General features: G+C 70.8%; 22 protein-coding genes and 2 pseudogenes. 16 read left to right on the top strand and 8 right to left on the bottom strand.

Annotated elements, in window-relative coordinates; genetic code table 11:
* From JWN97_RS05785 to sodN, 3 genes and pseudogenes are all read right to left on the bottom strand, one after another.
* A pseudogene (locus JWN97_RS05785) lies at positions 1-195 on the bottom strand (RNA polymerase sigma factor SigF); the annotation flags it as partial.
* A gap of 1 nt (position 196) precedes the next feature.
* A complete protein-coding gene (locus tag JWN97_RS05780; protein WP_297619708.1) occupies positions 197-613 on the bottom strand; it encodes an anti-sigma factor in 417 nt (138 codons plus the stop codon).
* 278 nt (positions 614-891) lie between these two features.
* Positions 892-1,293, bottom strand: coding sequence for a superoxide dismutase, Ni (gene sodN, locus JWN97_RS05775; protein ID WP_056601510.1), 402 nt, complete (start codon positions 1,291-1,293; stop codon positions 892-894).
* Between the two features lie 49 nt (positions 1,294-1,342).
* On the opposite strand from sodN, the gene JWN97_RS05770 reads away from it, so the two are divergent.
* From JWN97_RS05770 to JWN97_RS05715, 12 genes are all read left to right on the top strand, one after another.
* Positions 1,343-1,723, top strand: a complete 381-nt coding sequence (locus JWN97_RS05770; RefSeq protein ID WP_297619701.1) for a S24 family peptidase — start codon at positions 1,343-1,345, stop codon at positions 1,721-1,723.
* A 20-nt stretch (positions 1,724-1,743) separates the two neighbouring features.
* Positions 1,744-2,931, top strand: coding sequence for an NADP-dependent malic enzyme (locus tag JWN97_RS05765; protein ID WP_297619698.1), 1,188 nt, complete (start codon positions 1,744-1,746; stop codon positions 2,929-2,931).
* A gap of 185 nt (positions 2,932-3,116) precedes the next feature.
* Positions 3,117-3,344 carry a hypothetical protein gene (locus JWN97_RS05760; protein WP_297619695.1) on the top strand — a complete coding sequence of 76 codons (228 nt, stop codon included), beginning with the start codon at positions 3,117-3,119 and terminating at the stop codon, positions 3,342-3,344.
* Positions 3,345-3,433: 89 nt separating this feature from the next.
* Positions 3,434-3,628, top strand: coding sequence for a hypothetical protein (locus tag JWN97_RS05755; RefSeq protein ID WP_297619691.1), 195 nt, complete (start codon positions 3,434-3,436; stop codon positions 3,626-3,628).
* A gap of 463 nt (positions 3,629-4,091) precedes the next feature.
* Positions 4,092-4,493, top strand: coding sequence for a metalloregulator ArsR/SmtB family transcription factor (locus tag JWN97_RS05750; protein ID WP_297619689.1), 402 nt, complete (start codon positions 4,092-4,094; stop codon positions 4,491-4,493).
* Complete coding sequence (locus JWN97_RS05745) at positions 4,490-5,320, top strand: cation transporter (protein ID WP_297619686.1); 831 nt, start codon at positions 4,490-4,492, stop codon at positions 5,318-5,320. Before JWN97_RS05750 ends, JWN97_RS05745 begins: the two co-directional genes overlap by 4 nt.
* Positions 5,317-5,982: a methyltransferase gene (locus tag JWN97_RS05740; RefSeq protein ID WP_297619683.1), complete on the top strand. Its 666-nt coding sequence runs from the start codon at positions 5,317-5,319 to the stop codon at positions 5,980-5,982. Before JWN97_RS05745 ends, JWN97_RS05740 begins: the two co-directional genes overlap by 4 nt.
* A gap of 58 nt (positions 5,983-6,040) precedes the next feature.
* The gene (locus JWN97_RS05735) at positions 6,041-6,694 is read left to right on the top strand and encodes a thioredoxin domain-containing protein (protein ID WP_297619680.1); all 654 of its coding nucleotides are present in this window, start codon (positions 6,041-6,043) and stop codon (positions 6,692-6,694) included.
* A 10-nt stretch (positions 6,695-6,704) separates the two neighbouring features.
* Positions 6,705-7,355 (top strand): vitamin K epoxide reductase family protein, encoded by a 651-nt coding sequence (locus tag JWN97_RS05730; RefSeq protein WP_297619677.1) that lies wholly within the window; start codon positions 6,705-6,707, stop codon positions 7,353-7,355.
* Between the two features lie 98 nt (positions 7,356-7,453).
* Entirely contained in the window at positions 7,454-7,609 is a 156-nt protein-coding gene (locus JWN97_RS05725; RefSeq protein ID WP_297619674.1) for a hypothetical protein, read from the top strand.
* A gap of 489 nt (positions 7,610-8,098) precedes the next feature.
* Positions 8,099-9,412, top strand: coding sequence for a DUF2254 domain-containing protein (locus JWN97_RS05720; RefSeq protein WP_297619671.1), 1,314 nt, complete (start codon positions 8,099-8,101; stop codon positions 9,410-9,412).
* Between the two features lie 708 nt (positions 9,413-10,120).
* Positions 10,121-10,741, top strand: coding sequence for an antibiotic biosynthesis monooxygenase (locus tag JWN97_RS05715; RefSeq protein ID WP_297619668.1), 621 nt, complete (start codon positions 10,121-10,123; stop codon positions 10,739-10,741).
* 590 nt (positions 10,742-11,331) lie between these two features.
* Here the strand turns inward: JWN97_RS05715 and JWN97_RS05710 are convergent.
* The 3 genes from JWN97_RS05710 to JWN97_RS05700 all read right to left on the bottom strand — a co-directional run bounded on the left by JWN97_RS05710 (position 11,332) and on the right by JWN97_RS05700 (position 15,007).
* Positions 11,332-12,777 (bottom strand): hypothetical protein, encoded by a 1,446-nt coding sequence (locus JWN97_RS05710; RefSeq protein WP_297619665.1) that lies wholly within the window; start codon positions 12,775-12,777, stop codon positions 11,332-11,334.
* Between the two features lie 128 nt (positions 12,778-12,905).
* On the bottom strand, positions 12,906-13,547 hold the full coding sequence (locus JWN97_RS05705; RefSeq protein WP_297619662.1) for a glycosyltransferase: 642 nt from the start codon (positions 13,545-13,547) through the stop codon (positions 12,906-12,908).
* A gap of 218 nt (positions 13,548-13,765) precedes the next feature.
* Positions 13,766-15,007, bottom strand: coding sequence for a GNAT family N-acetyltransferase (locus JWN97_RS05700; protein ID WP_297619659.1), 1,242 nt, complete (start codon positions 15,005-15,007; stop codon positions 13,766-13,768).
* A gap of 70 nt (positions 15,008-15,077) precedes the next feature.
* Here JWN97_RS05700 and JWN97_RS05695 point away from each other — a divergent pair, with 70 nt between their 5' ends.
* Together JWN97_RS05695 and JWN97_RS05690 are read left to right on the top strand one after the other, a co-directional pair.
* A complete protein-coding gene (locus tag JWN97_RS05695; RefSeq protein WP_297619656.1) occupies positions 15,078-16,046 on the top strand; it encodes a zinc-binding dehydrogenase in 969 nt (322 codons plus the stop codon).
* Positions 16,043-16,738 (top strand): SDR family oxidoreductase, encoded by a 696-nt coding sequence (locus JWN97_RS05690; RefSeq protein WP_297619653.1) that lies wholly within the window; start codon positions 16,043-16,045, stop codon positions 16,736-16,738. Before JWN97_RS05695 ends, JWN97_RS05690 begins: the two co-directional genes overlap by 4 nt.
* 1 nt (position 16,739) lies before the next feature.
* Here JWN97_RS05690 and JWN97_RS05685 read toward each other — a convergent pair whose 3' ends face one another.
* The gene (locus JWN97_RS05685) at positions 16,740-17,264 is read right to left on the bottom strand and encodes a nitroreductase family deazaflavin-dependent oxidoreductase (protein ID WP_297619650.1); all 525 of its coding nucleotides are present in this window, start codon (positions 17,262-17,264) and stop codon (positions 16,740-16,742) included.
* An 8-nt stretch (positions 17,265-17,272) separates the two neighbouring features.
* A complete protein-coding gene (locus JWN97_RS05680; RefSeq protein WP_297619647.1) occupies positions 17,273-17,929 on the bottom strand; it encodes a TetR family transcriptional regulator in 657 nt (218 codons plus the stop codon).
* A 146-nt stretch (positions 17,930-18,075) separates the two neighbouring features.
* Here JWN97_RS05680 and JWN97_RS05675 point away from each other — a divergent pair, with 146 nt between their 5' ends.
* Both JWN97_RS05675 and JWN97_RS05670 read left to right on the top strand, forming a co-directional pair.
* Positions 18,076-19,164, top strand: coding sequence for a ferredoxin reductase (locus tag JWN97_RS05675; RefSeq protein WP_297619644.1), 1,089 nt, complete (start codon positions 18,076-18,078; stop codon positions 19,162-19,164).
* 14 nt (positions 19,165-19,178) lie between these two features.
* Positions 19,179-19,586, top strand: a pseudogene (locus JWN97_RS05670) (acyl-CoA desaturase); the annotation flags it as partial.

Here is a 19,586-nt window from a genome sequence, read left to right as displayed (position 1 = left end):
GTTGCGGAAGCGGCGAGCGCAGTGCTCGACCAGCGACAGGTGCAGGTGCACCAGGTCGTCGCGTGCCGTCGACCGCGCGGCGTCGCTCCGGTCGTCGTCGCGCAGGACCGTGAACAGCTCGGCGCTGCGTGCGCGCACCTGATCGATGCCGCTGAGCCCGACCGACTCAGTCTCATCCCCCGTGTGTGCGCTCATGTCAGCGCTCGGCACCCGTCGTTCCCGCATGGACCTCCGACGTGACCGTGAACCGGACGCGGAACCGTCCGTCCCCGGAGCCCGCCGACGCGTCCTGCGCCATCGTGTCCAGCACCTGCCAGGCGAAGCTCTCGGTGTCGAGGGGCGGCTCGTCCATCGCCTCGGTCTCGAGCGCCACGGTCAGGGATCCCTGACCGAAGTAGAAGCACGCCACCAGGTCGGTCTCCGGGTCCGCGGCCGGGATGGCGAGGGCGGTCGCCTCACCGATCGCGATGCGCAGGTCCTCGATCTCGTCGATCGTGAAGTCCAGGCGGGCGGCCAGTCCGGCAGCCGTGGTGCGGACCACCGACGCGTAGGCACCCTCGGCGGGAAGTCGGAGCTCGACGTCGGCGCGTGCGCCTCCCGTGTGATCTGCCATCTGCGTCTGCGTCCCGTCCTCGAGGCTGATGTGCTCGACCCACCCTAGCTGCGCCGGACGCCGCAGGAGGCAGCAATCGGCGCGGCCGCGTCAGCGGAACCAGGGACAGGTCTGCTCGATCACGGCCGCTCGTCCTGCCGTGCCGCGAGAGTGGTCGGGCCCGGCCGCCACCGAGGTGACGACCGGGCCCGATGGTCCGAAGCGGCGGAGCCGTGTGCTCAGGAACGGAGCGGCAAGCCGCTCAGAAGAAGCCCTGGGCCCGCGGCGGAGCCGCGTGCTCAGGCCTTCTTCGTCTCCCAGAAGATCTCGGCGATCTCGTCGATCTTGGCGAGCAGCTCGTCGGCCTTCGCGGCGTCGAGCTCACCCTTGGTGCCGCTGGCACCGGCGAGCTTGGTGGCCTCGTTGACCAGCGTGTGGAGCTGCGGGTACTTCTCGAAGTGCGGCGGCTTGAAGTAGTCGGTCCACAGCACCCACAGGTGGTGCTTGACGAGCTCCGAGCGCTGCTCCTTGATCAGGATCGCGCGCGTGCGGAAGTCGGGGTCGTCGTTGTCGGCGACCTTGGCGATGATCGCCTTGATGGACTCGGCCTCGATGCGTGCCTGGGCGGGGTCGTAGACGCCGCAGGGCAGGTCGCAGTGGGCGGAGACCTCGACGGTGGGGGCAAGCAGGTGGCGAAGCATCTGGTTCCTCTCGATCGGGAATCTGCAGTCTGCTGCGAGACTACTCCGCGTGCAGAGGGGTCGGCAGAGGGGTCTCGCCCCGAGGGGTGGGGGTCCCGCGGCGCCCTTCGGGACCGCGGTCGTACGCGGTCGCTCGATGCTCCCGACGCTGCGTGAGGGCGACCTCCTGCTGGTCCGCTACGGCGCCCGCGTCCGACCCGGAGACCTGGTGGTCGCCCGGTTCGCCGACGGCACGCTGACGGTCAAGCGTGCGCAGGAGAGGCGTCGTACGGCGTCGGGCGGGGCGGGGTGGTGGCTGGTCAGCGACAACCCCGACGAGGGCGTTGACTCGCGGCACCGCGGGCCGGTCGCCGAGGACCGGGTGCTCGCCGTCGTACGGCTGCGGGTGTGGCCTTCCCCACGCGTGGGACGAGCGCTCTCGCCGCGGTGAGCTGTGCAAGTATCGCGGCCATGGAACAGGGCCAGGATCCGCTTCACCCGCACGCGGGCGATCCCGTGTTCGACCTGCACGTCGGCGGCAAGATGGAGACCGTCTCGACGGTCGCCCTCACCGGTCCCGACGAGCTCTCGCTCGCCTACACCCCGGGTGTGGCGCGGGTGTGCGAGGCGATCGCCGCCGACCCGTCGATGACCCAGCACTACACGTGGGTGCCCAACGTCGTCGCCATCGTCAGCGACGGCACCGCGGTGCTCGGCCTGGGCGACATCGGCCCGGCCGCCGCGATGCCGGTCATGGAGGGCAAGGCCGTCCTCTTCAAGCAGTTCGGCGGCGTCGACGCCGTGCCGATCTGCCTCGACACCACCGACGTCGAGGAGATCATCGAGACTGTGGTCCGGCTGGCGCCCAGCTTCGGCGGCATCAACCTCGAGGACATCTCCGCCCCGCGCTGCTTCGAGATCGAGGCGCGCCTCAAGGAGCGCCTCGACATCCCGGTCTTCCACGACGACCAGCACGGCACCGCCGTCGTCGCCCTCGCCGCCCTGACCAACGCGCTGCGGCTCACCGGTCGCGATCCCGCCACGGCCCGGGTCGTGATCCAGGGAGCCGGTGCGGCCGGCGTCGCCGTGGCCCGCATCCTGCTGGAGGCGGGTGTGCGCGACATCGCCGTGCTCGACCGGCAGGGCGTGCTCAACTCCGAGCGCCACGACCTCACCGCCGTCAAGGCCGGCCTGGCCCGCGACACCGCCGACGTGTTCGGCCGGCGCGGCACGCTGGCCGACGTGATGGCCGGCGCCGACGTCTACATCGGCGTCTCCGGCGGTCAGGTGGCCGAGGAGATCGTCGCGTCGATGGCACCCGACGCCATCATCTTCGGCCTGGCCAACCCGACCCCCGAGGTGCACCCCGACCTCGCGCACAAGTACGCCCGCGTGGTGGCCACCGGACGCTCGGACTTCCCCAACCAGATCAACAACGTGCTGGCCTTCCCGGGCATCTTCCGCGGCGCCTTCGACGTGCACGCGACCGCGATCACGGAGGGCATGAAGGTGGCCGCCGCGACAGCGCTGGCCGAGCTCGTCGGTGACGCGCTGAGCGAGGACCTGATCATCCCCTCACCGTTCGACCCGCGGGTCCCGGGCGCGGTGCGTGAGGCCGTGGCGGCAGCCGCGCGGCGCGACGGGGTCGCGCGCCGCTGATCCGGCCGCGCGCAGGTCTCGGCACCGCTCATTGCTCGTCGCCAGATCCGCGGGCATCGCGGCAGATCCGGTTGCGCCGAGGATCGCCCCCCTGCGCTTAACGGACCGCTGTCCGCCCCGTTTGTGGCCGACAAGTCCTCTGAAGTTGGCATCTGGGCGCTGCCGCCGTCCGGTACGGTCGCACGATGAAGCGCCCCTGGGTCACGTGGAGCAGACGGCGGTTCGCCGTAACCGTTCTGTCAGCGGTCGCAGCCCTTACCGCAGCGCGCGTTGCCTTGCTTCGGGCGACGGAGTCGCAGACGGTTGAGATCGCCCTCCAGGGTGCCTTCATCCTGATCTCTCTTGTCGTCCTGTACGTCGTGTTCACCTGGGCCGCGGACTACGACCGCCGCAACCGGCGCGACTACACGTAGTGGGGCTGCGCTCTACGATGGCGGTCATGCGGGGTCGGCGGCTCAGGCGTAGGAAACGCGAAGTTGCGCGTGGAGTCGCCTTGCGAAGGTTGGCCGACGAGTACAACGTGAAACTAGAAGCAGGCGACCCGGACGCACTGGAAGCCTCACGCAACTACTACGACAACGATGGCGGGTCGACTCGCTTCGAGGCGGGTCTGGCTGCGTACCTGATCGTCCTCACGGTGTCCGTCTTACTGCTGGTCGGGTTGTTCACGCTTATTGAGAAGCTGAGCAGCAAGTAGAGGCACGACGACCGGTCATCGGTGCGGGCTCAGGCGGTCATGTGCGGACGTTCTTCAGACGGCGGCTCGGGGTGCGTTGGTGACGGCGACACCGACGAGGCAGTTGAGTGCGCCGGTGATGCGTAGCGGTCGGGCCGGAAGCCAGTTGCTCATGCGCGGTGTGGCCGACCATGAACAGGTCGAGGTCCTTGGCGAGGAGCATTCGCGACGAGAAGCGTGCGGAGATCTTCCAGATGCAGCGGTGGCTGCGGGCGTGGTTCGGCGGCGGCTGGCAGCACGGCATGTGCGGCGGCGGCCCCGGTGGGATGGCTGGCGGTATGCACGGCGCTCGATAGGGCGACCCCGGCACGATCTGCGCGTCGGCGCACAGAGCGTCGGTATCGCCGATCCGAGGTGCCGGTCACCGGTCTGCTGCTCCGGCTTGACGAAACCAGACCCGATGCGAAAACATCGTCATATGGCGATGACAAAGGCAAATGGCGCTCAATTGAGAAGGGTCGAGGTGGAGGCCAGTGGGCTCGCTGCGGCGGCGTGCCTCTTCCACGGGTTCAGCGACCCGTCCCGTATCGCGATCCTGCGCCACCTTGCGTTGGGCGAGCACCGGGTCGTGGACCTGACCGCGCACCTCGGCCTGGCACAGTCCACGGTCTCCAAGCACCTCGCGTGCCTGCGCGGCTGCGGCCTCGTCACGGCTCGCCCGGAGGGTCGCGCCACCGTGTACACCCTCAACCACGCCGAGGCCCTCATGGACCTGTGGGCCGCCGCCGAACGACTCCTCGCCGCCACCGGCGACGCCGTGGCGCTGTGCCCGAACTACGGCACCGCCACCCTCCCCACCGCCCAAGACGCCCGGGACGCCCGGTGAGCACCCACGACACAACCACCGCGCACTCCCACGGAGCAGACCTCTCCTCCGAGGACCGCACTCGTCTGGGTCGCCGGGCGCAGCTGCTGGCCGGGGTGTCGGTGGCCTACAACGGCATCGAGGCCGTCATTGCCATCACGGCCGGGCTCGTCGCCGGATCGGTCGCTCTGGTCGGGTTCGGCCTGGACTCGATCGTGGAGGTCTCCAGCGGCCTGATCATCTTGTGGCAGTTCCGGCACCCGCTACCGGAGTCCCGGGAGCGCACTGCACTGCGGCTGATGGCCGTCTCGTTCTTCGCGCTCGCCGCCTACGTCACCTTCGAGTCTGTTCGGGCCTTGGCGAGCGGCCACGACCCGGACCCCTCGACCGTCGGTATCGCCTTGGCCGCCGCATCGTTGGTGATCATGCCGTTCCTGTCCTGGGCGCAGCGCCGCACCGGCCGAGCCCTCGGTTCCAACGCGGTCGTGGCCGACTCCACCCAAACACTGCTGTGCACCTACCTGTCCGGCGTCCTCCTGGCGGGACTGTTGTTGAACGCGACGCTGGGCTGGTCGTGGGCCGACCCCATCGCGGGGTTGATCATCGCGGCTGTGGCCGTGCGTGAGGGCATGGAGGCGTGGCGCGGCGAGGGGTGCGCGTGCGGCCCGGTCGCCTGCCTTCCCAACGCCGCAAGCGCCGCCGGAACCACCGCGACCACCGGGCGGGGCGACGGTTGCGGGTGCACCGACGACCCGACCGGTTGCACCGACGGCTGCTGCACCCCGTCCGCCACCAACGCCTCACCGGAGACCTTCACCATCGCACGGCGCGACGGGGCCGACTCATGACCTGGCTCGCCATCGGCGCCTACGTCGTCTACCTGCTCGTTGCGTTCGTCGTCCGCACCATCATCCAGGTCCGCCGCACGGGCGACTCTGGCTACCGGGGACTGTCCGGACGATTCGGGACTGCCGAGTGGTGGGCCGGTGTCCTGTTCGTCGTCGCCCTCGTGGTCGGAGTCGCGGCCCCCTTCGCGGGACTGCTGGGGCTGCCCAGCATCGACTGGATCGACCACCGGGCCGTCAACGTCGTCGGCCTCCTGCTCGCTGCAGCGGGGATCGCCTTGACGTTGGCCGCCCAGTTGCGGATGGGCAGCGAGTGGCGCATCGGGGTGGACGACACCGAGCAGACCAACCTGGTGACCGACGGCCTGTTCACTCTCGTGCGGAACCCGATCTTCACCGCCATGGGTCTGACCGGGCTGGGACTGACCCTCATGGTCCCGAACGTGGTCGCCCTCGTCGGGGTCGTAGCACTGCTGCTCGCACTGGAGTTGCAAGTCCGCGTCGTCGAGGAGCCCTACCTGAGGGCCCTGCACGGCCACGCGTACGCCCGCTACGAGGCCAACATCGGTCGGTTCTTGCCCGGACTCGGCAAGGTAGAGGCCAGCCCAGCCGATACCACCACCGCTGCCGCGACCGCGCCCACCGGCCAGCACCCGACAACGTGAAGGACGCCTACGTGACCCACCCCCCGACTCTCCCCGTGACCCAGTTCGGAGTTCGAGCATGACCCGGCCGGTGAAGTACGCAATTGGGATCATTGGAGCCTTCGTCCTCGTCATCGTCGGGCTGCTCACCATGTCCGCCGTCGGCGAAGAGGAGCCACCTCCACCGACCGCACAGGGCGAGTCGCAACTCGTGCGCGAGGACAGCCACGTCCTCGGCGAGGAGGGCGACAGCGAGGTGACGTTCGTGGAGTTCCTCGACTTCGAGTGCGAGGCATGCCGCGCCGCATACCCGGCGATCGAGCAGTTGCGCGAGGACTACGCCGGACAGGTCACGTTCGTCGCCCGCTACTTCCCGATGCCGGGCCACTTCAACGCCGAACGCGCCGCCCGTGCGGTCGAGGCCGCCGCTCAGCAGGGCAAGTTCGAGGACATGTACCACCGCATGTACGAAACCCAGGAGCAGTGGGGTGAGCAGCAGATGCCGCTCGATGACCTGTTCCGCTCCTACGCCGAGGACCTCGGCCTGGACATGGACGCCTACGACGCCGTCTACGCCGACCCGGTCACCGCCGCACGGATCAAGAAGGACCAAGACGACGGCATCGCCCTCGGCGTCCAAGGCACCCCCACGTTCTTCGTCAACGACGACCGCCTCGAACCCCGCACCTACGACGATCTCACCGACGCCCTCGATGACGCCCTCGACAACTGAGCCCGGCACAGTGACCGTAGTCGAAGCCACCCACCCGACGACGGACGGCGCCCGCCACCCGGAGGCGCCCGAGACCCCGACACGCGCGCTGGCGTGGCTGCTCCTGATTGGCGGCATCCTCGGCGCGATCGCTGCCGGAGTGCTCACCGCCGAGAAGATCGCCCTGCTCTCCGACGCCGCCTACGTGCCCAGCTGCAGCCTCAACCCCGTTCTCAACTGCGGATCCATCATGCGCACCGACCAGGCCGAGGTGTTCGGGTTCCCCAACCCCCTCCTCGGACTCGCAGCCTTCCCCGTCCTCGCCGCCACCGGCGCCGGACTCCTCGCCGGAGCCCGCTACCGCCGCTGGTACTGGCTCGGCCTCCAAGCCGGAGTCACCCTCGGTGCCGTATTCGTGGTCTGGCTCATCTTCCAAAGCCTGTACCGCATCAACGCACTCTGCCCCTACTGCATGGTCGTATGGGCCGTCGTCATCCCCACCTTCTGGACCGTCACCGCCACCAACGCCGCACGCGGCACCTTCAGCGAAGGGTTTCGCCACACACGAATAGCCAAGTCACTGGGGTACTACCAGCCCGTCCTCATCGCCAGCACGTTCGTGATCCTCGCCGCCCTCATCGCCGAACGGTTCTGGGACTACTGGTCCACCCTTCTTGCCTGAGGTGTTGCGTTGACGGCCTGAGCCCACAGGCAGATCGGCGCACTCGTCGCGGCAGATGAGTGCATTGACCTTGTGCGGTCTGGCGCCAGACTGTGGACATGATCGACATGGAGCCAGCGGCAAGCACTGAAGCGGCCGACTGGCTGCCGCAGTCGAACGCTGACTGGTGGGACGTCGTGCGGTACGGCCCACCGGGCTTCGACGAGTACGTGCGCATCGCCATAGACCCGAACCCGCACGGGAGACGCTCCTGACCGGGCGTGGGGCTACGCCACCTCACCCCAAGAGCCACACCTCGTCCGGCCAGAGGATCGGACGTGGTGCGTGGCCTTCGAGGTCGACGAGGAGATCGGGCTCAGCGTGGGTGCTCCGGCGAAGCAGCCCGCGCTCTTATGGAAGCAAGGTCGCACGCTGTCCGACTCGTCGCCTATGGAGACGCGGCCCCGCTGTACCGCGACCTCCTGCTTCGCTCGCCGCGGTGCGGGCCGAGCGCGAGGGGCCTCTACGTGCCCCCTGTCCCCGTCGCCCTGCTGGAGTCGAATAGGGCGTTCTACCAATAGCGCCGTCCCGTCCGCACTGGTTCCATCAGAGGGCCGGGCGCTCCGCGAGGTCGCCGGGTCGCGCGTCCGCATCCGTGCACACGGGGGGAGACCATGAACCGGTCCGAGTCGGCCAGAGGCGGCAGAGCCGCAGGCCCTCAGCGCGTCAGCATACTGCGGCTCCAGCGCTTCGTCCGCTCGAGCATGTGGCCGCTGCCGATCGGCTGCCTGATCGCGGGTGCCCTGCTCGCCGTCGCGACGCTCGCCGTGGACCGGGCGACGGATTACGGGCTCGTCCCGCAGAGCCTGACCGGGACGCCCTCCGACGCCCAGACGATCCTGTCCTCGTTCGCCACCACGCTTGTGTCGCTGACGACGCTCGTCCTGACGGTCACCCTGGTCGCGGTCCAGCTGGCGATGGGCCAGTTCTCGCCCCGCATCGTCGGGGCGCTGCTCGCCGACCGGTGGAGCCAGCTGGCGATCGGGTTGTTCGGCGCGAGCTTCCTGGTCGTGGTGCTGACCCTCCGCGAGATCCGCGGCTCCACCACCGGCACTGTGCCCGGACTCTCGATGCTCCTGTCCTACGTCCTGATGCTCGCCAGCCTCGTCGTGCTCGTCCTGTTCGTGCACCACGCCGGCCAGGGCCTCCGCGCCGCCGGGCTGATCGACCTCGTCGGCGACCGCAGTCGCGAGTTCATCGTCCGTGAGCACGGAGAGACGCCCGTCCTCACCGGCGGCCCGGACGCGATCGTCGCCGCGGAGCCCGGCAACGTGGTCCGCGTCGACCGCCCGGCCCTCGTCGCCGCGGCCCGACAGTCGGACTGCGTGCTGGAGCTGGTCCCCGTCGTCGGGGACTTCGTGGTCGGCGGCGCACCTCTGTTCCGGGTGCATCCGGGCACCCGGTCGACGGCGAGCGCGGCCGGGGATCCTGCCGGTCCGCTGCGGGCCAGTGACGTCACCCGCCACCTCTTGCTCGGCTCGGAGCGGGTGCACACCGAGGACCTGGCCTATGGCTTCCGCAAGCTGGTCGACATCGCCGTGCGGTCGATCGCACAGCCGTTCAACGACCCCACGACGGCGGTCCAGGCGCTGCACCGGCTGCACGACCTGCTGCGTCAGGTCGCCGCGCGCCCCCTGCCATGCGGTGAGCACCGCGACGAGGACGGCGTGGTGCGCCTGGTCGAGCGGACCGTCAGCTGGGACGGCTACGTCCGGCTGGCCTTCGACGAGATCCGCATGGCCGGGGCATCGGAGCCGCAGGTGACCCGGAAGATGTGCGCGGCCCTGGCCGACCTCAAGTCCGTCGCACCGCCCGACCGGCAGGGACCGCTGGACCGCCAGGTCCGGCTGCTGGACGCCGCTGTTCGACGCTGCCACGAGGACGAGGAGGACGTCGTCGCAGCGCTCACGCCGGACACCGAGGGCATCGGGTCGGGCGCGGACGTCACAGCCGCGCCCGACCTCGGTCGGGTCCCGGACCTTGGTGAGCCGACCGGATACCGGCCCGCCCATGAGTGATCGGACTGAGCTCCCCGTACACGCCCAGGGATGAGGCCGCGCCGGGTCCTGATGGGTCCTTCCTGGCCAGCTCCACCGAGCCCGCGGGCGGTCGCAGCGCCGCGGCGATCACTCCAGCGAAGCGCAGCAGCACGGCCCCGCACATCAGCCCGCGCAGGACGGTGCCGTGCTCACCGAGGAAGCCGATGAGCAGCGGGCCCGGCGCGCAAGCGAGCACGCAGAGCCCGTCGCTCCAAGGACGTCGACCTCATGCGCCACCGCGCCGGCCTGGGACGAACCTGAGCGGTCGATGGACGCCTCGACAAGCGCCAGGTCACAGGTCCGGTAGGGCATTCACGGCTGCCTGCTCCGAACGCCGCCTGCGATCCGGGCGCGGATCTGGGCGGTTGGCGCACCCAACGCGGCATCAGCGGACGTTTCCATAGCCTCATCCCCTGGTGCGGCCAAGCGCCTAGAGCCAGGTGTAGTGCGCGTTCGGTGCGGGGTGAAAGACCAGTTCTGTGGAATGTGCGCGGGTCTCCTCAGCTCAGGACCCTGCAGGGTACGGCGATGCGCTCACCGGGCAGTGAAGCGCGCTGGGGCGTCCGCCGCCGGACACGGCCCGCGTGGCTCCGGCGATCCCTCGTACGCGGGATGACGGGGAGCCGCCCGACCGGCACGCTGGAGTCTCCACCCAGCCAGCGCTCGGGACCGTCCACGGGAGTCAAGATGCACTTGCGAGCCACCCTGATCACGGCCGACCCGGCACGGCTCGAGGAGGCGATCCATTTCGTCGAGACCGACGCACGCAAGCTCGTCGAGGACGAGCCCGGCAATCTCGGCATGTCGCTGAAGGTCAACAGCACGCTCGGAGTCGCGGTGGTGCACAGCTTCTGGGTGTCAGCCGACGCGATGCGGGAGAGCGACAGGCACGTGCGTTCGACCCGGGCGACCGCTGCTGACCGCGCCAGCGGCACGGTCTCCGCGGAGACCTACCGGGTTGCGAGCGTGGTGAGGGTGGCCCCCTGGGTGTCGGGGGGCGGGGTCCGTGTGACGCGCGCTGACGCGGACCCGTCCCAGCTCGACACGGTGGTCGCCGCCTACGAGGACACCGCCGTCCCGTGGCTCACCGAGACCGCGGGCTTCTGCGGCGCGCTCTTCGTGGCGCAGCAGCGCACGGGCCGCACCGTCAGCGAGACGATATGGAGCGACGCGGCCGCGCTGGTCGAGAGCCGGAGCGTGGCGGCCGCCATCAGGGCCGACACCGCGGCGGCCGCTGACCTCGCCGTACGAGGGCTCGAGGAGTACTCCCTCCTGTTCAACACGGTCCGGCCCGCGCCCGCCGAGTGACGCCTCTCCCATGCGCCTACTCAACGGGACACGGGCGCGTACCCGACGGGGGCAGGTCGAGCGCGTGCAAGGTTGTCGTGCTCGAGCTGCAGGAGGGGGCACATCGGCGTCGATGGTGGGGATCTCGGCTTCCGTCGCCTCGACATTGCAGTCGTCGAACTTGGTGAGCGTCCGGTCAGCGGCCCCGAACCTCCGCGCGAATCTTTCCGAGTACGGCGCCCAGGACGTGGCGACCCTGACGATCAACGATGCGCCTGCGCAGGTTGTCGCCAGCCGTCCGCGGCCGGAGATCAGACGTGGATCCTCGAAGCACAGACCTCCCCAGGGCAAACGCTCTCGATGCAGGCTCCTGCAGGCTTCACGCGTGACCAGGTCATTCGTATCGCCCAGAGCGTCACCTATCGACAGTGAGCATCAGCCCGAGGCGGGCGCGCACTACGGCGTGTGCCCGCTCATCGGTCGTGCGGATGTTGTGCGGGGCGCGAGTTTCACCGGTTGGAAGGAATGGGACACACCCAGTAGGAGCGCTCGCCGACCGCGCCAAAGGCTTCGACTCATCCGCTCATCGGCAGATCCGGTGCGAGCGATCGTCAACCGAGTCGCAACGAACGGTCCAGGTCGGCCGTGGTCCAGTAGATCTCCACCCCGTCGGGGGCGTCGTCCATGACCTCGGCCTGGTGTCGGGTGAGTCGTCGGGTGCCGGTGTGGTCGACGAGCAGGGTCAGCCCGTGGGGCGTGGTCCAGAGGTGACGGCCGGGACCGGCGACGCGGCACCGATAGCCGCCATGGGTCTTCCAGCGGTGGTTGGACCTGCGGAGTGGTCCGGAGTTGTGGGGCCCGGTCTGGCCCGGCGGCCCGGTGTCGTCGTACGGCGTCGAGTGGTCGTAGTCGACGCTGTCGCGGGTGGCCGTGCGGGGCGAGAAGGGTGAGCAGTCGCCGCCGGTCTGGGCCCAGACGTGGTCCTTGACGATCTCGGGGTGCTCGTAGGCGTCGACGCGGCGGCGCATCCTCAGGTCGAGGACGGGGGTGACGGTGACGTCGGCGTTGCCGAGGACCTCGTGCAGCTGGGCGACGTCGATGGGCCCGACGCCCTCGACCCGGGCGACGCCGATGCCGTCGCGGAGTGCCTCGTCGGTGATGTGGACGAAGAGCCGGCCGCGGTTGCGGAGCCGCTCCAGGCGGCGGGCGGGCAGTGAGCAGAACTTCTCGAGGGTCGCGGCGGTGTGCTCGGGCACCCACCTGGGCCGGTCGTCGGGCTCGGGGCCCAGGTCGGTGTGGTCGAGGAGCAGCTTGATGAGCTCGGCAGGGCGTGCCATCCAGCCGAGGGCCAGCGAGCGGAGCTCGTCGTGGTTGTGGTCGGCACCGTGGGTGGTGGCGAGGATGTCGGCGACGCGGTCGACCATCGCATCGATCCAGGCGGCGTCACCGGCCGTGACGCGGGCGAGGATGTGGCGGTAGCCGTGCTCGTCGGTGCGGGAGAGGCGTACGTAGCGCTCGTGGCGCCTGCGTTCGCGCTCGGCGCGGTGGGTGTCGGGGTCGGCCTCGATGACCTTGGCGCGGGCAATCTCGAGGACGGTGGACGGGGCGTGGCCCGAGATCGCCTTCGCGACGGCACGGTCGACTCGTCCGGCCTGCTCGCTGAGCAGGGAGCGGGACAGGACGGCGACCTTGCGGGCGACCCAGGGCTCACACTCGCCGGCGCTCACGACGGCCCATGTCAGCGGCAGGCGATGCGTGAGGTCCAGGCCGTCGGCGATGAGCGCGCGGGTGGTGGCCGGGTGGGTCTCGCGCGCCATCGCGAGCTCGGGAATCGCGTGCTCGCGCACCGTCGGGGTGCCGTCGCCACCCGGGGTCGCCATCGGATCGCGGGAGTCCTGCGGGTGGCCGTGCACCACTGCCCACTGGATCGCGAGGCGGATCTCGGTGACCTCGGCCAGACGCCGCGCCGTCAGCGCCTGCGTGGCCAGGTCCAGCAGCTGGTCCGCACTCGCTTCATCGGCCACCGGGGGCCGCTGGAGGAGTGGAGTCGGGGTCATGCCTCATTCTATCGAACATGTGTTCGAACAACAAGGGGCAGGCGGGTCTGTGGAGAGACGCCCCTCAGTCGGGAAGGCGGAGCAGACCCTGGGCATCGGCATGACGTACGACGTCGGCATGGATCGGGTCATGCCCGTGGAGGTACTCGGCCGCTGCGGCAGGTGGGAGGGTCACCACCTCCACGACCGTCTCGTCGTCGGGCGAATTGAGCGGTGACCCTGTGATGCGCACTCGACAGACCGCGTACGCCCAGTAGGCACGCGTGCACCGTGAACGACTGCTCGGTGAGCAACCGGGTGACGGCCCGGGTGATCGACTCCGGACGCACCTCGTCGGGCTCCAGCACGAGCACGGCTCCAGCGCGTCGGCCGCCCTCGGCGTTGCGGAACTGGTCGGCAGCCATGGGCAGGCACAGCTGTGGCCGCCCGGCCGCGAGGGCGCCCAGGAAGGTGTCCGATCCCGCGTGCGAGACCACGACCGCCCATTGCTCGATGACCTCGGCCTGGTCGACCCACGTCTCGACCCGGACGTTGTCGGACAGCCCGGCCAGCTGCCCAGGATCTCCGTCGGGCCCGATGGCCACGAGCACCCGGATCGGCATCGACGCGAGGGCGGAGGCCACGACCGGAAGGACCGGCGCGCGGTTCTGGACGGTGCCGAGGGTCAGGTAGACCAGCGGGGGGCCGTCGCCCGGGGCCCGTTCCGCCCGGCTCGACGCCGGCCGTAGGGGCTGTGTGCGTGGGATGTGACCCAGGGGGACGGACGGCACCGACGTCGGACAGATGTCGATGGAGAGACTGGTGAAGCAGTCAGGCCCGCCGGCGCCGTGGCGATGCCGGCGGCCGCGACGTGCGGGATCGCCTGCGCGCTCGTTGCCCACAGCACGTCATGGCCACTGCTGAGGAACGCCTGGGCCAGCGGCAGCATCGGGAGGACGTGGCCGTAGCCGAACGTGGACGAGAAGAGGACCCTCATGCACCACCGTCCTCAGAAGCCGATCGACGGCTCCGGCGCGACCAGCGTACGCATCGCCCGCGCCAGCTCGGCGTACGCACCCGCGCGGTGCTCCTGCACCAGGCCGGCGCGCAGCCGTCCGCCGATGCCGTGCCCGAGCAAGCCGGCGCCGAGCACGGCGACGTCGAGGGAGACGTCGGCCTCCTCGTCCGTACGACGCGCTGTCCCCGCGCCGGCCGACGCGGTGAGCCGCCAGCGGCCGGCGTTCCACGGCGCGTAGCGGTCCTCGACCTCGACCACGACGTCGCAGTCGGACTCGTAGGAGCGCAGCGACCAGGCCGCAGCGAGGTCGACGAGCCGGATCCACGTGCTGTCCCAGGTCTTGAGGTCGCCCGTGCCGCGAGGCCCCCCGACCCAGCCGAGCAGCGGGTCGTCGACGCCGACGTTCTCCAGCCTGGTGGTGCCCATCAGGTCGAGGTCGACCACGCGCCGGGCGAGGGCGAGCCGCGCCGCCGGACCGCCGCAGAAGGCGCCGACCACGACCGTGCCGGAGGGACGGGCGTTGGCCCACTTGTGCTCGCGGCGCAGCCCGACGTGACCGATGTCGGCGCCGTCGCGGCGGGCGAACAGGACGCGACGTGGCTCCTTGTCGCGCAGTGACTCGGGCGGCTCGAAGGCGATGAGCGAGAAGAAGTCGGCGGACCCCACGATCGTGCCCGGGAAGTCGCCGGCCACGGCCAGCTGGCAGGCGCGCATCCGCTCGCTCACCCCGGGCGCCGCCATGTCCACGAGGTGCGTCGTGACCCGGGCGACCTCGTCCTCGAGGTGGGGCGCGGTGAAGGTGGTGCCGCGGCCGAGGTCGACCTGGTGGGTGATCACCGCGAGGCCGTAGCCGAACCGGCCGTAGATCGCGGCCTCGCTGGCGTGCAGCGCGGAGATGGCCAGGCCGGCGTCGTGGCAGCGGGTGAGGTGGTCGGTCATCATCGCGGCCAGCACGCCGCGGCGGCGGGCGTCGGGGTGCACGCCGACCCAGGTCAGGCCGGCGATCGGCACCATGGCTCCGCCGGGCAGCGAGAGGTCCATGGGGCGTACGCCGTAGAGGCCGCTGTGCAGGTCGTCCGGGCCGTCCGGGAGGTCCACCACGAACCGCTGGTCCTCCGGCAGCCCGAGCCGGAGGTGCTCGGCATCGGAGCCCGACACCTCGCCGAACCAGACGAGATGGTCGGTGGCCAGGTACTTCGCGGAGTCCTGGGATGGCCGTACGTCGATGCTCACGCGGTCAGCCAAACGCCTGGGCGGGGGACGTGCAACCGGATAAGCAGATCCACTCGCTAGGGTCGGAGCCATGTTCGCCGTCTACGCCGAGTCCTTCTCCTCCGACGACCCGCTGAGCGGCCTGGTGGTGGGGGAACGCCCCGCGCCCGAGGCCCCGGACGGCTGGGCGACGGTGACCGTCAAGGCCGCCAGCCTCAACCACCACGACCTCTGGTCGCTGCGCGGGGTGGGTCTGCGCGAGGAGGCGTTGCCGATGATCCTCGGCTGTGACGCCGCGGGCCTCGACGAGGACGGCAACGAGGTCGTCGTGCACGGCGTCATCGGTGACCCGTCGTGGACCGGCGACGAGGCCCACGACCCCGGCAGGTCGCTGCTCTCCGAGCGTCACCAGGGCACCTTCGCCGAGCAGGTCATCGTCCCGCGCCGCAACCTGGTGCCCAAGCCGGCGTCGCTCTCCTTCGAGGAGGCCGCCTGCCTCCCGACCGCCTGGCTCACGGCCTACCGGATGCTCTTCGTCCAGGGCGACCTCAAGCCCGGCGAGACCGTGCTGGTGCAGGGCGCCGGCGGTGGCGTCGCCACCGCGCTGATCACCCTGGGCCGCGCCGCGGGCCTGCGCGTGCTCGCCACCAGTCGCGACGAGACCAAGCGCTCGCGCGCACTGGAGATCGGCGCGCACGAGGTCTTCGAGTCCGGGGCGCGCCTGCCGGTCAAGGTCGATGCCGTCATGGAGACCGTCGGTCGCGCCACGTGGAGCCACTCGATCCGCGCCCTGCGCCCCGGTGGTCGCATCGTCATCAGCGGCACGACGTCGGGCCCGAACGTCGACGACGCCCAGCTCACCCGCATCTTCTTCCTCCAGCTCTCGGTCATCGGCTCCACCATGGGCACCCGCGCCGAGCTCGACGCCCTGGTGACGTTCCTCGACGCCACCGGCGCGCGCCCCCTGATCGACCGCGCCATCCCGATGGAGGACGCGCGCGACGGCTTCGCGGCGATGGCCGAGGGCGACGTGTTCGGCAAGATCGTGTTCACGCGGTGAAGCACGTCCTCACCGGCGCAGGCTCGGGCATCGGGTTGGCCCTGGCCCACCGGCTCGCGGCCCGCGGGGACGAGCTCGTGCTGATCGCCCGCAGCGACGCCCGCGCGGCCGAGCTCGAGGACACCTTCGAGCGCGCCCAGGTGATCGTGGCCGACCTCGCCGACCCCGGCACCCTCAACGGGCTCGGCCGCCAGGTCGACGGCGGTGTCGACACGCTGCTGCACGTGGCCGGGGTGGTCGACCTCGGCCCGGTCAGCCGGTTGCGGCTCGCCGACTGGGAGGAGCAGATCGCGGTCAACCTCACGGCGCCCGCCGTGCTGACCCGCGAGCTCCTGCCGCACCTGCGCGGCAGCCGGGGCACGGTGGTCTTCGTCAACTCCTCCGCCGGGCTGACCGCGAGCGCGGAGTGGTCGGCGTACGCCGCCTCGAAGTTCGGCCTGCGCGCCCTCGCCGACTCGTTGCGGGCCGAGGAGGTCGAGTCCGGCGTGCGCGTCAGCACGGTCTACCCGAGCCGCACCGCCACACCGATGCAGGAGAAGGTCCACGAGCAGGAGGGCCGGACCTACGACTCGTCGCGGTGGATCAGCGCGGACACGGTCGTCGACACGATCCTGCACGTCATCGACCTCCCCGCGGATGCGACGATCCCCGACGTGACGGTCCGCCCGGTCGCCCCGCGCCCCGGGACCTGAGTCAGCGCTCGGCCGCCTCGAGCACGAAGACCCGGATCCGCCGGCTGCCGCCGACGCGCTGCCGGTAGCTGAGGTAGCCGGGGTAGAACCCGCTCGCGAGCGCGAAGACCTCGTCGGTCTCCGATGGCGTCGCCGCCCGCGCGGTCACCTCACGGGTGACACCGCGGTAGGTGACCTCGGCCCGCGGGTCGGCCTCGAGGTTGAGCGCCCAGGCGGGGGTGGACGCCTGGCCGAAGTTGGTGCCGAGCAGTGCCAGCGTGCCGTCGTACGGCGTCGCGATGAGGTGGCTCGTGCGGCGGAGCCCGGACGTGCGACCGGTCGTGGTCAGGTCGAGCACGGCGAGCCCGGCCAGCAGGCTCGGCGCGCTGTGGCGTCCCCGGGTGAGTCGGACGACGACGTCGTCGAGGTGGCGCAGGGTGTGCCCGAAGACCCACCCACCGGGCCGCGTGCCCGCCGCCCAGCGGACGAACCGGTGTGCCGGGTTGGCGGAGGCGTGGGAGTAGTCGAGGTCGCTGGCGAGGCCCATGGGCCCCATCATGGCCCGGGCTCGCGGGAACGCCAGTTGAGCGCGCCGACCAGCAGCATCCGCAGCTGCGTGCGGGCCTGCGCCAGCGTGCGCGCCTCGGAGTCCGGATCGTCGACCAGCCGCTCGGCCATGGTCACGACGAAGGACACGATCAGGTCGGCGAGCAGTCCGATGTCGGCGCTGGAGTACTGCTCGGCGGCACCGCTGCGGGCGATGTCGGTGGAGAGCTCGCGGGTGATGAGCTCGATCTCGTGCCTGATCGCCTCGCGCACGCGCGGCGGGCCGGCGGTGCGCTCGCGGGCGATGAAGGCGTAGTGGGAGCGGTTCTCGCGCACGTGCTGGGCCACGATCGGCAGCGAGTCGTCGATGAAGTCGCGGTACTCCGGCGCGTGCCGCCACACGTCGAGCAGCATGAGCCGCAGCGACCGGAAGCTCTCGTCGACGAGGGCCAGCCCCAGCAGCTCCAACGAACCGAAGTGGCGGTAGAACGCGGTCGGCACCACTCCGACCTGCTTGGCGACCTGGCGCAGCGAGATCGCCGCGAGGTTCGAGTCCGCGGCCAGCGCGAGCGCCGCATCGAGGATCGCCCGCCTCGTGCGTTCCTTGCGCTCCGCACGCGACCCGGCGTCGCCGGCGTCGCCCTGCGGCGGCTGGGTGTCGGCCATGGCGCGATCGTAGGACATGTCCGCGGGTCGACGTGGTGGACGAGTGTGCACGGGAGTGCGGCGGATCACGTGCGAGTTCGTTGACCGTCGACCGGGCAGGCCGCATAGTTGAGTGCACAAGCGTTCACTGAAGAACGGAGGACGGGATGACCGTCGTCTCGAAGATCGCCCGGTCCCGCACCCTGGCCGCGCTCACCTCGCCGCACGGGGTCGACCACTACCTGTCGCGGGTGAACCCGATGTGGGCGGCGCACGAGGTGCGCGCCCGGGTCGTCGCCGTGCACCGCGAGACCGACACCCCCGGAGCCCCGGTCGCCACGCTCACCCTCCGGCCCACCTCGACGTGGCGCGGCCACCGCGCCGGCCAGCACGTCCAGGTGGGGCTCGACCTCCCCGGCTCCGCACGGCGCGCGACCCGCTGCTTCTCCATCTCCTCGGCCGCGTCCGGCCCGGGGGAGGAGATCACCCTGACCGTCCGCGCCCACGCGGAGGGCCGGGTCAGCGCCCACCTCGTCCACGCCGAGCCGGGCCTGCTGCTCCACCTCTCCCAGGCCCAGGGCAGGTTCACCCTGCCGGTCAGCCCGGCCACGCCCGGGATCGATCCCCTCCTGTTCATCACCGGCGGCTCCGGGATCACCCCGGCGATGTCGATGGTGCGCACCCTCCTGCGTGACGGGTACGACGGCCGCGCGGGGCGCCCGGTCACGTTCGTGCACTACGCGCGCTCCGCCGCCGACCAGATCTACGCCGAGGAGCTGGCCCGGATCGCTGCCGAGGACAACGACGTCACCGTCCACCTGCGCCACGGAGACGCGGTCTTCCACGAGCTGGAGCTGCGTCGCCTCGTCCCCGGCTACCGCGACACCGACACCTGGGCCTGCGGCCCGGCAGGGATGATCGACCTGGTGCGCGCCGCGTACGCCGACAACCCGCGGCTGCGGCTCGAGCACTTCAAGCCGCCGGCGACCGCCAGCGGCAACGCCGAGGGCGACCTCACCTTCGCCGGGAGCGACCGGCGGGTCGCCAACACCGGCGCCTCCATCCTCGAGCAGGCCGAGCGGCTGGGCCTGCGGCCCGAGCACGGCTGCCGGATGGGCATCTGCTTCTCCTGCACCACCCGCAAGACCGAGGGCACCGTCCGCAACGTGCTCTCCGGCACCGAGTCCTCGCTCCCCGACGAGGACATCCAGATCTGCGTGTCCGCCCCCGTCGGCGACTGCGTCGTCGACCTGTGAAGAAGGGACCCACCATGACCACCCACCCCACGATCGCCCACGCCACGACCGAGAACCGCCTGACCCCCGACCAGCTCGAGGCGTTCGGCAAGGAGATGGACGCGCTGCGCCAGCGGATCCTCGCCGACCTCGGCGAGGACGACGCGGCCTACATCCGCACCGTCGTCAAGCGGCAGCAGCAGCTCGAGGTCCTCGGCCGCGCGCTGTTCTACCTCCCGCCGGCCTGGCCGCTCGCGGTCGCTGCGCTCAGCGTCTCCAAGATCTTGGAGAACATGGAGATCGGCCACAACGTCATGCACGGCCAGTACGACTGGATGGGCGACCCGGGCCTGAGCTCCCGGATGTACGAGTGGGACAACGTGTGCCCCTCGGAGCAGTGGAAGTACAGCCACAACTACCTCCACCACACGTTCACCAACATC

This window comes from Nocardioides sp. (assembly GCF_025965415.1).
Lineage (GTDB): Bacteria > Actinomycetota > Actinomycetes > Propionibacteriales > Nocardioidaceae > Nocardioides.
The sequence above is the reverse complement of the archived record's forward strand: the minus strand, read 5'-3'. Positions and strand labels throughout refer to the sequence as shown.

What these genes read in the sequence shown, in the direction of transcription:
- JWN97_RS05780 (WP_297619708.1), bottom strand. Translation starts at nt 613, where the DNA reads ATGGCAGATCACACGGGAGGCGCACGCGCCGACGTCGAGCTCCGACTT.
- sodN (WP_056601510.1), bottom strand. Translation starts at nt 1,293, where the DNA reads ATGCTTCGCCACCTGCTTGCCCCCACCGTCGAGGTCTCCGCCCACTGC.
- JWN97_RS05765 (WP_297619698.1), top strand. Translation starts at nt 1,744, where the DNA reads ATGGAACAGGGCCAGGATCCGCTTCACCCGCACGCGGGCGATCCCGTG.
- JWN97_RS05760 (WP_297619695.1), top strand. Translation starts at nt 3,117, where the DNA reads ATGAAGCGCCCCTGGGTCACGTGGAGCAGACGGCGGTTCGCCGTAACC.
- JWN97_RS05750 (WP_297619689.1), top strand. Translation starts at nt 4,092, where the DNA reads ATGACAAAGGCAAATGGCGCTCAATTGAGAAGGGTCGAGGTGGAGGCC.
- JWN97_RS05740 (WP_297619683.1), top strand. Translation starts at nt 5,317, where the DNA reads ATGACCTGGCTCGCCATCGGCGCCTACGTCGTCTACCTGCTCGTTGCG.
- JWN97_RS05735 (WP_297619680.1), top strand. Translation starts at nt 6,041, where the DNA reads ATGACCCGGCCGGTGAAGTACGCAATTGGGATCATTGGAGCCTTCGTC.
- JWN97_RS05725 (WP_297619674.1), top strand. Translation starts at nt 7,454, where the DNA reads ATGATCGACATGGAGCCAGCGGCAAGCACTGAAGCGGCCGACTGGCTG.
- JWN97_RS05720 (WP_297619671.1), top strand. Translation starts at nt 8,099, where the DNA reads ATGTGGCCGCTGCCGATCGGCTGCCTGATCGCGGGTGCCCTGCTCGCC.
- JWN97_RS05715 (WP_297619668.1), top strand. Translation starts at nt 10,121, where the DNA reads ATGCACTTGCGAGCCACCCTGATCACGGCCGACCCGGCACGGCTCGAG.
- JWN97_RS05710 (WP_297619665.1), bottom strand. Translation starts at nt 12,777, where the DNA reads ATGACCCCGACTCCACTCCTCCAGCGGCCCCCGGTGGCCGATGAAGCG.
- JWN97_RS05695 (WP_297619656.1), top strand. Translation starts at nt 15,078, where the DNA reads ATGTTCGCCGTCTACGCCGAGTCCTTCTCCTCCGACGACCCGCTGAGC.
- JWN97_RS05685 (WP_297619650.1), bottom strand. Translation starts at nt 17,264, where the DNA reads ATGGGCCTCGCCAGCGACCTCGACTACTCCCACGCCTCCGCCAACCCG.
- JWN97_RS05680 (WP_297619647.1), bottom strand. Translation starts at nt 17,929, where the DNA reads ATGGCCGACACCCAGCCGCCGCAGGGCGACGCCGGCGACGCCGGGTCG.
- JWN97_RS05675 (WP_297619644.1), top strand. Translation starts at nt 18,076, where the DNA reads ATGACCGTCGTCTCGAAGATCGCCCGGTCCCGCACCCTGGCCGCGCTC.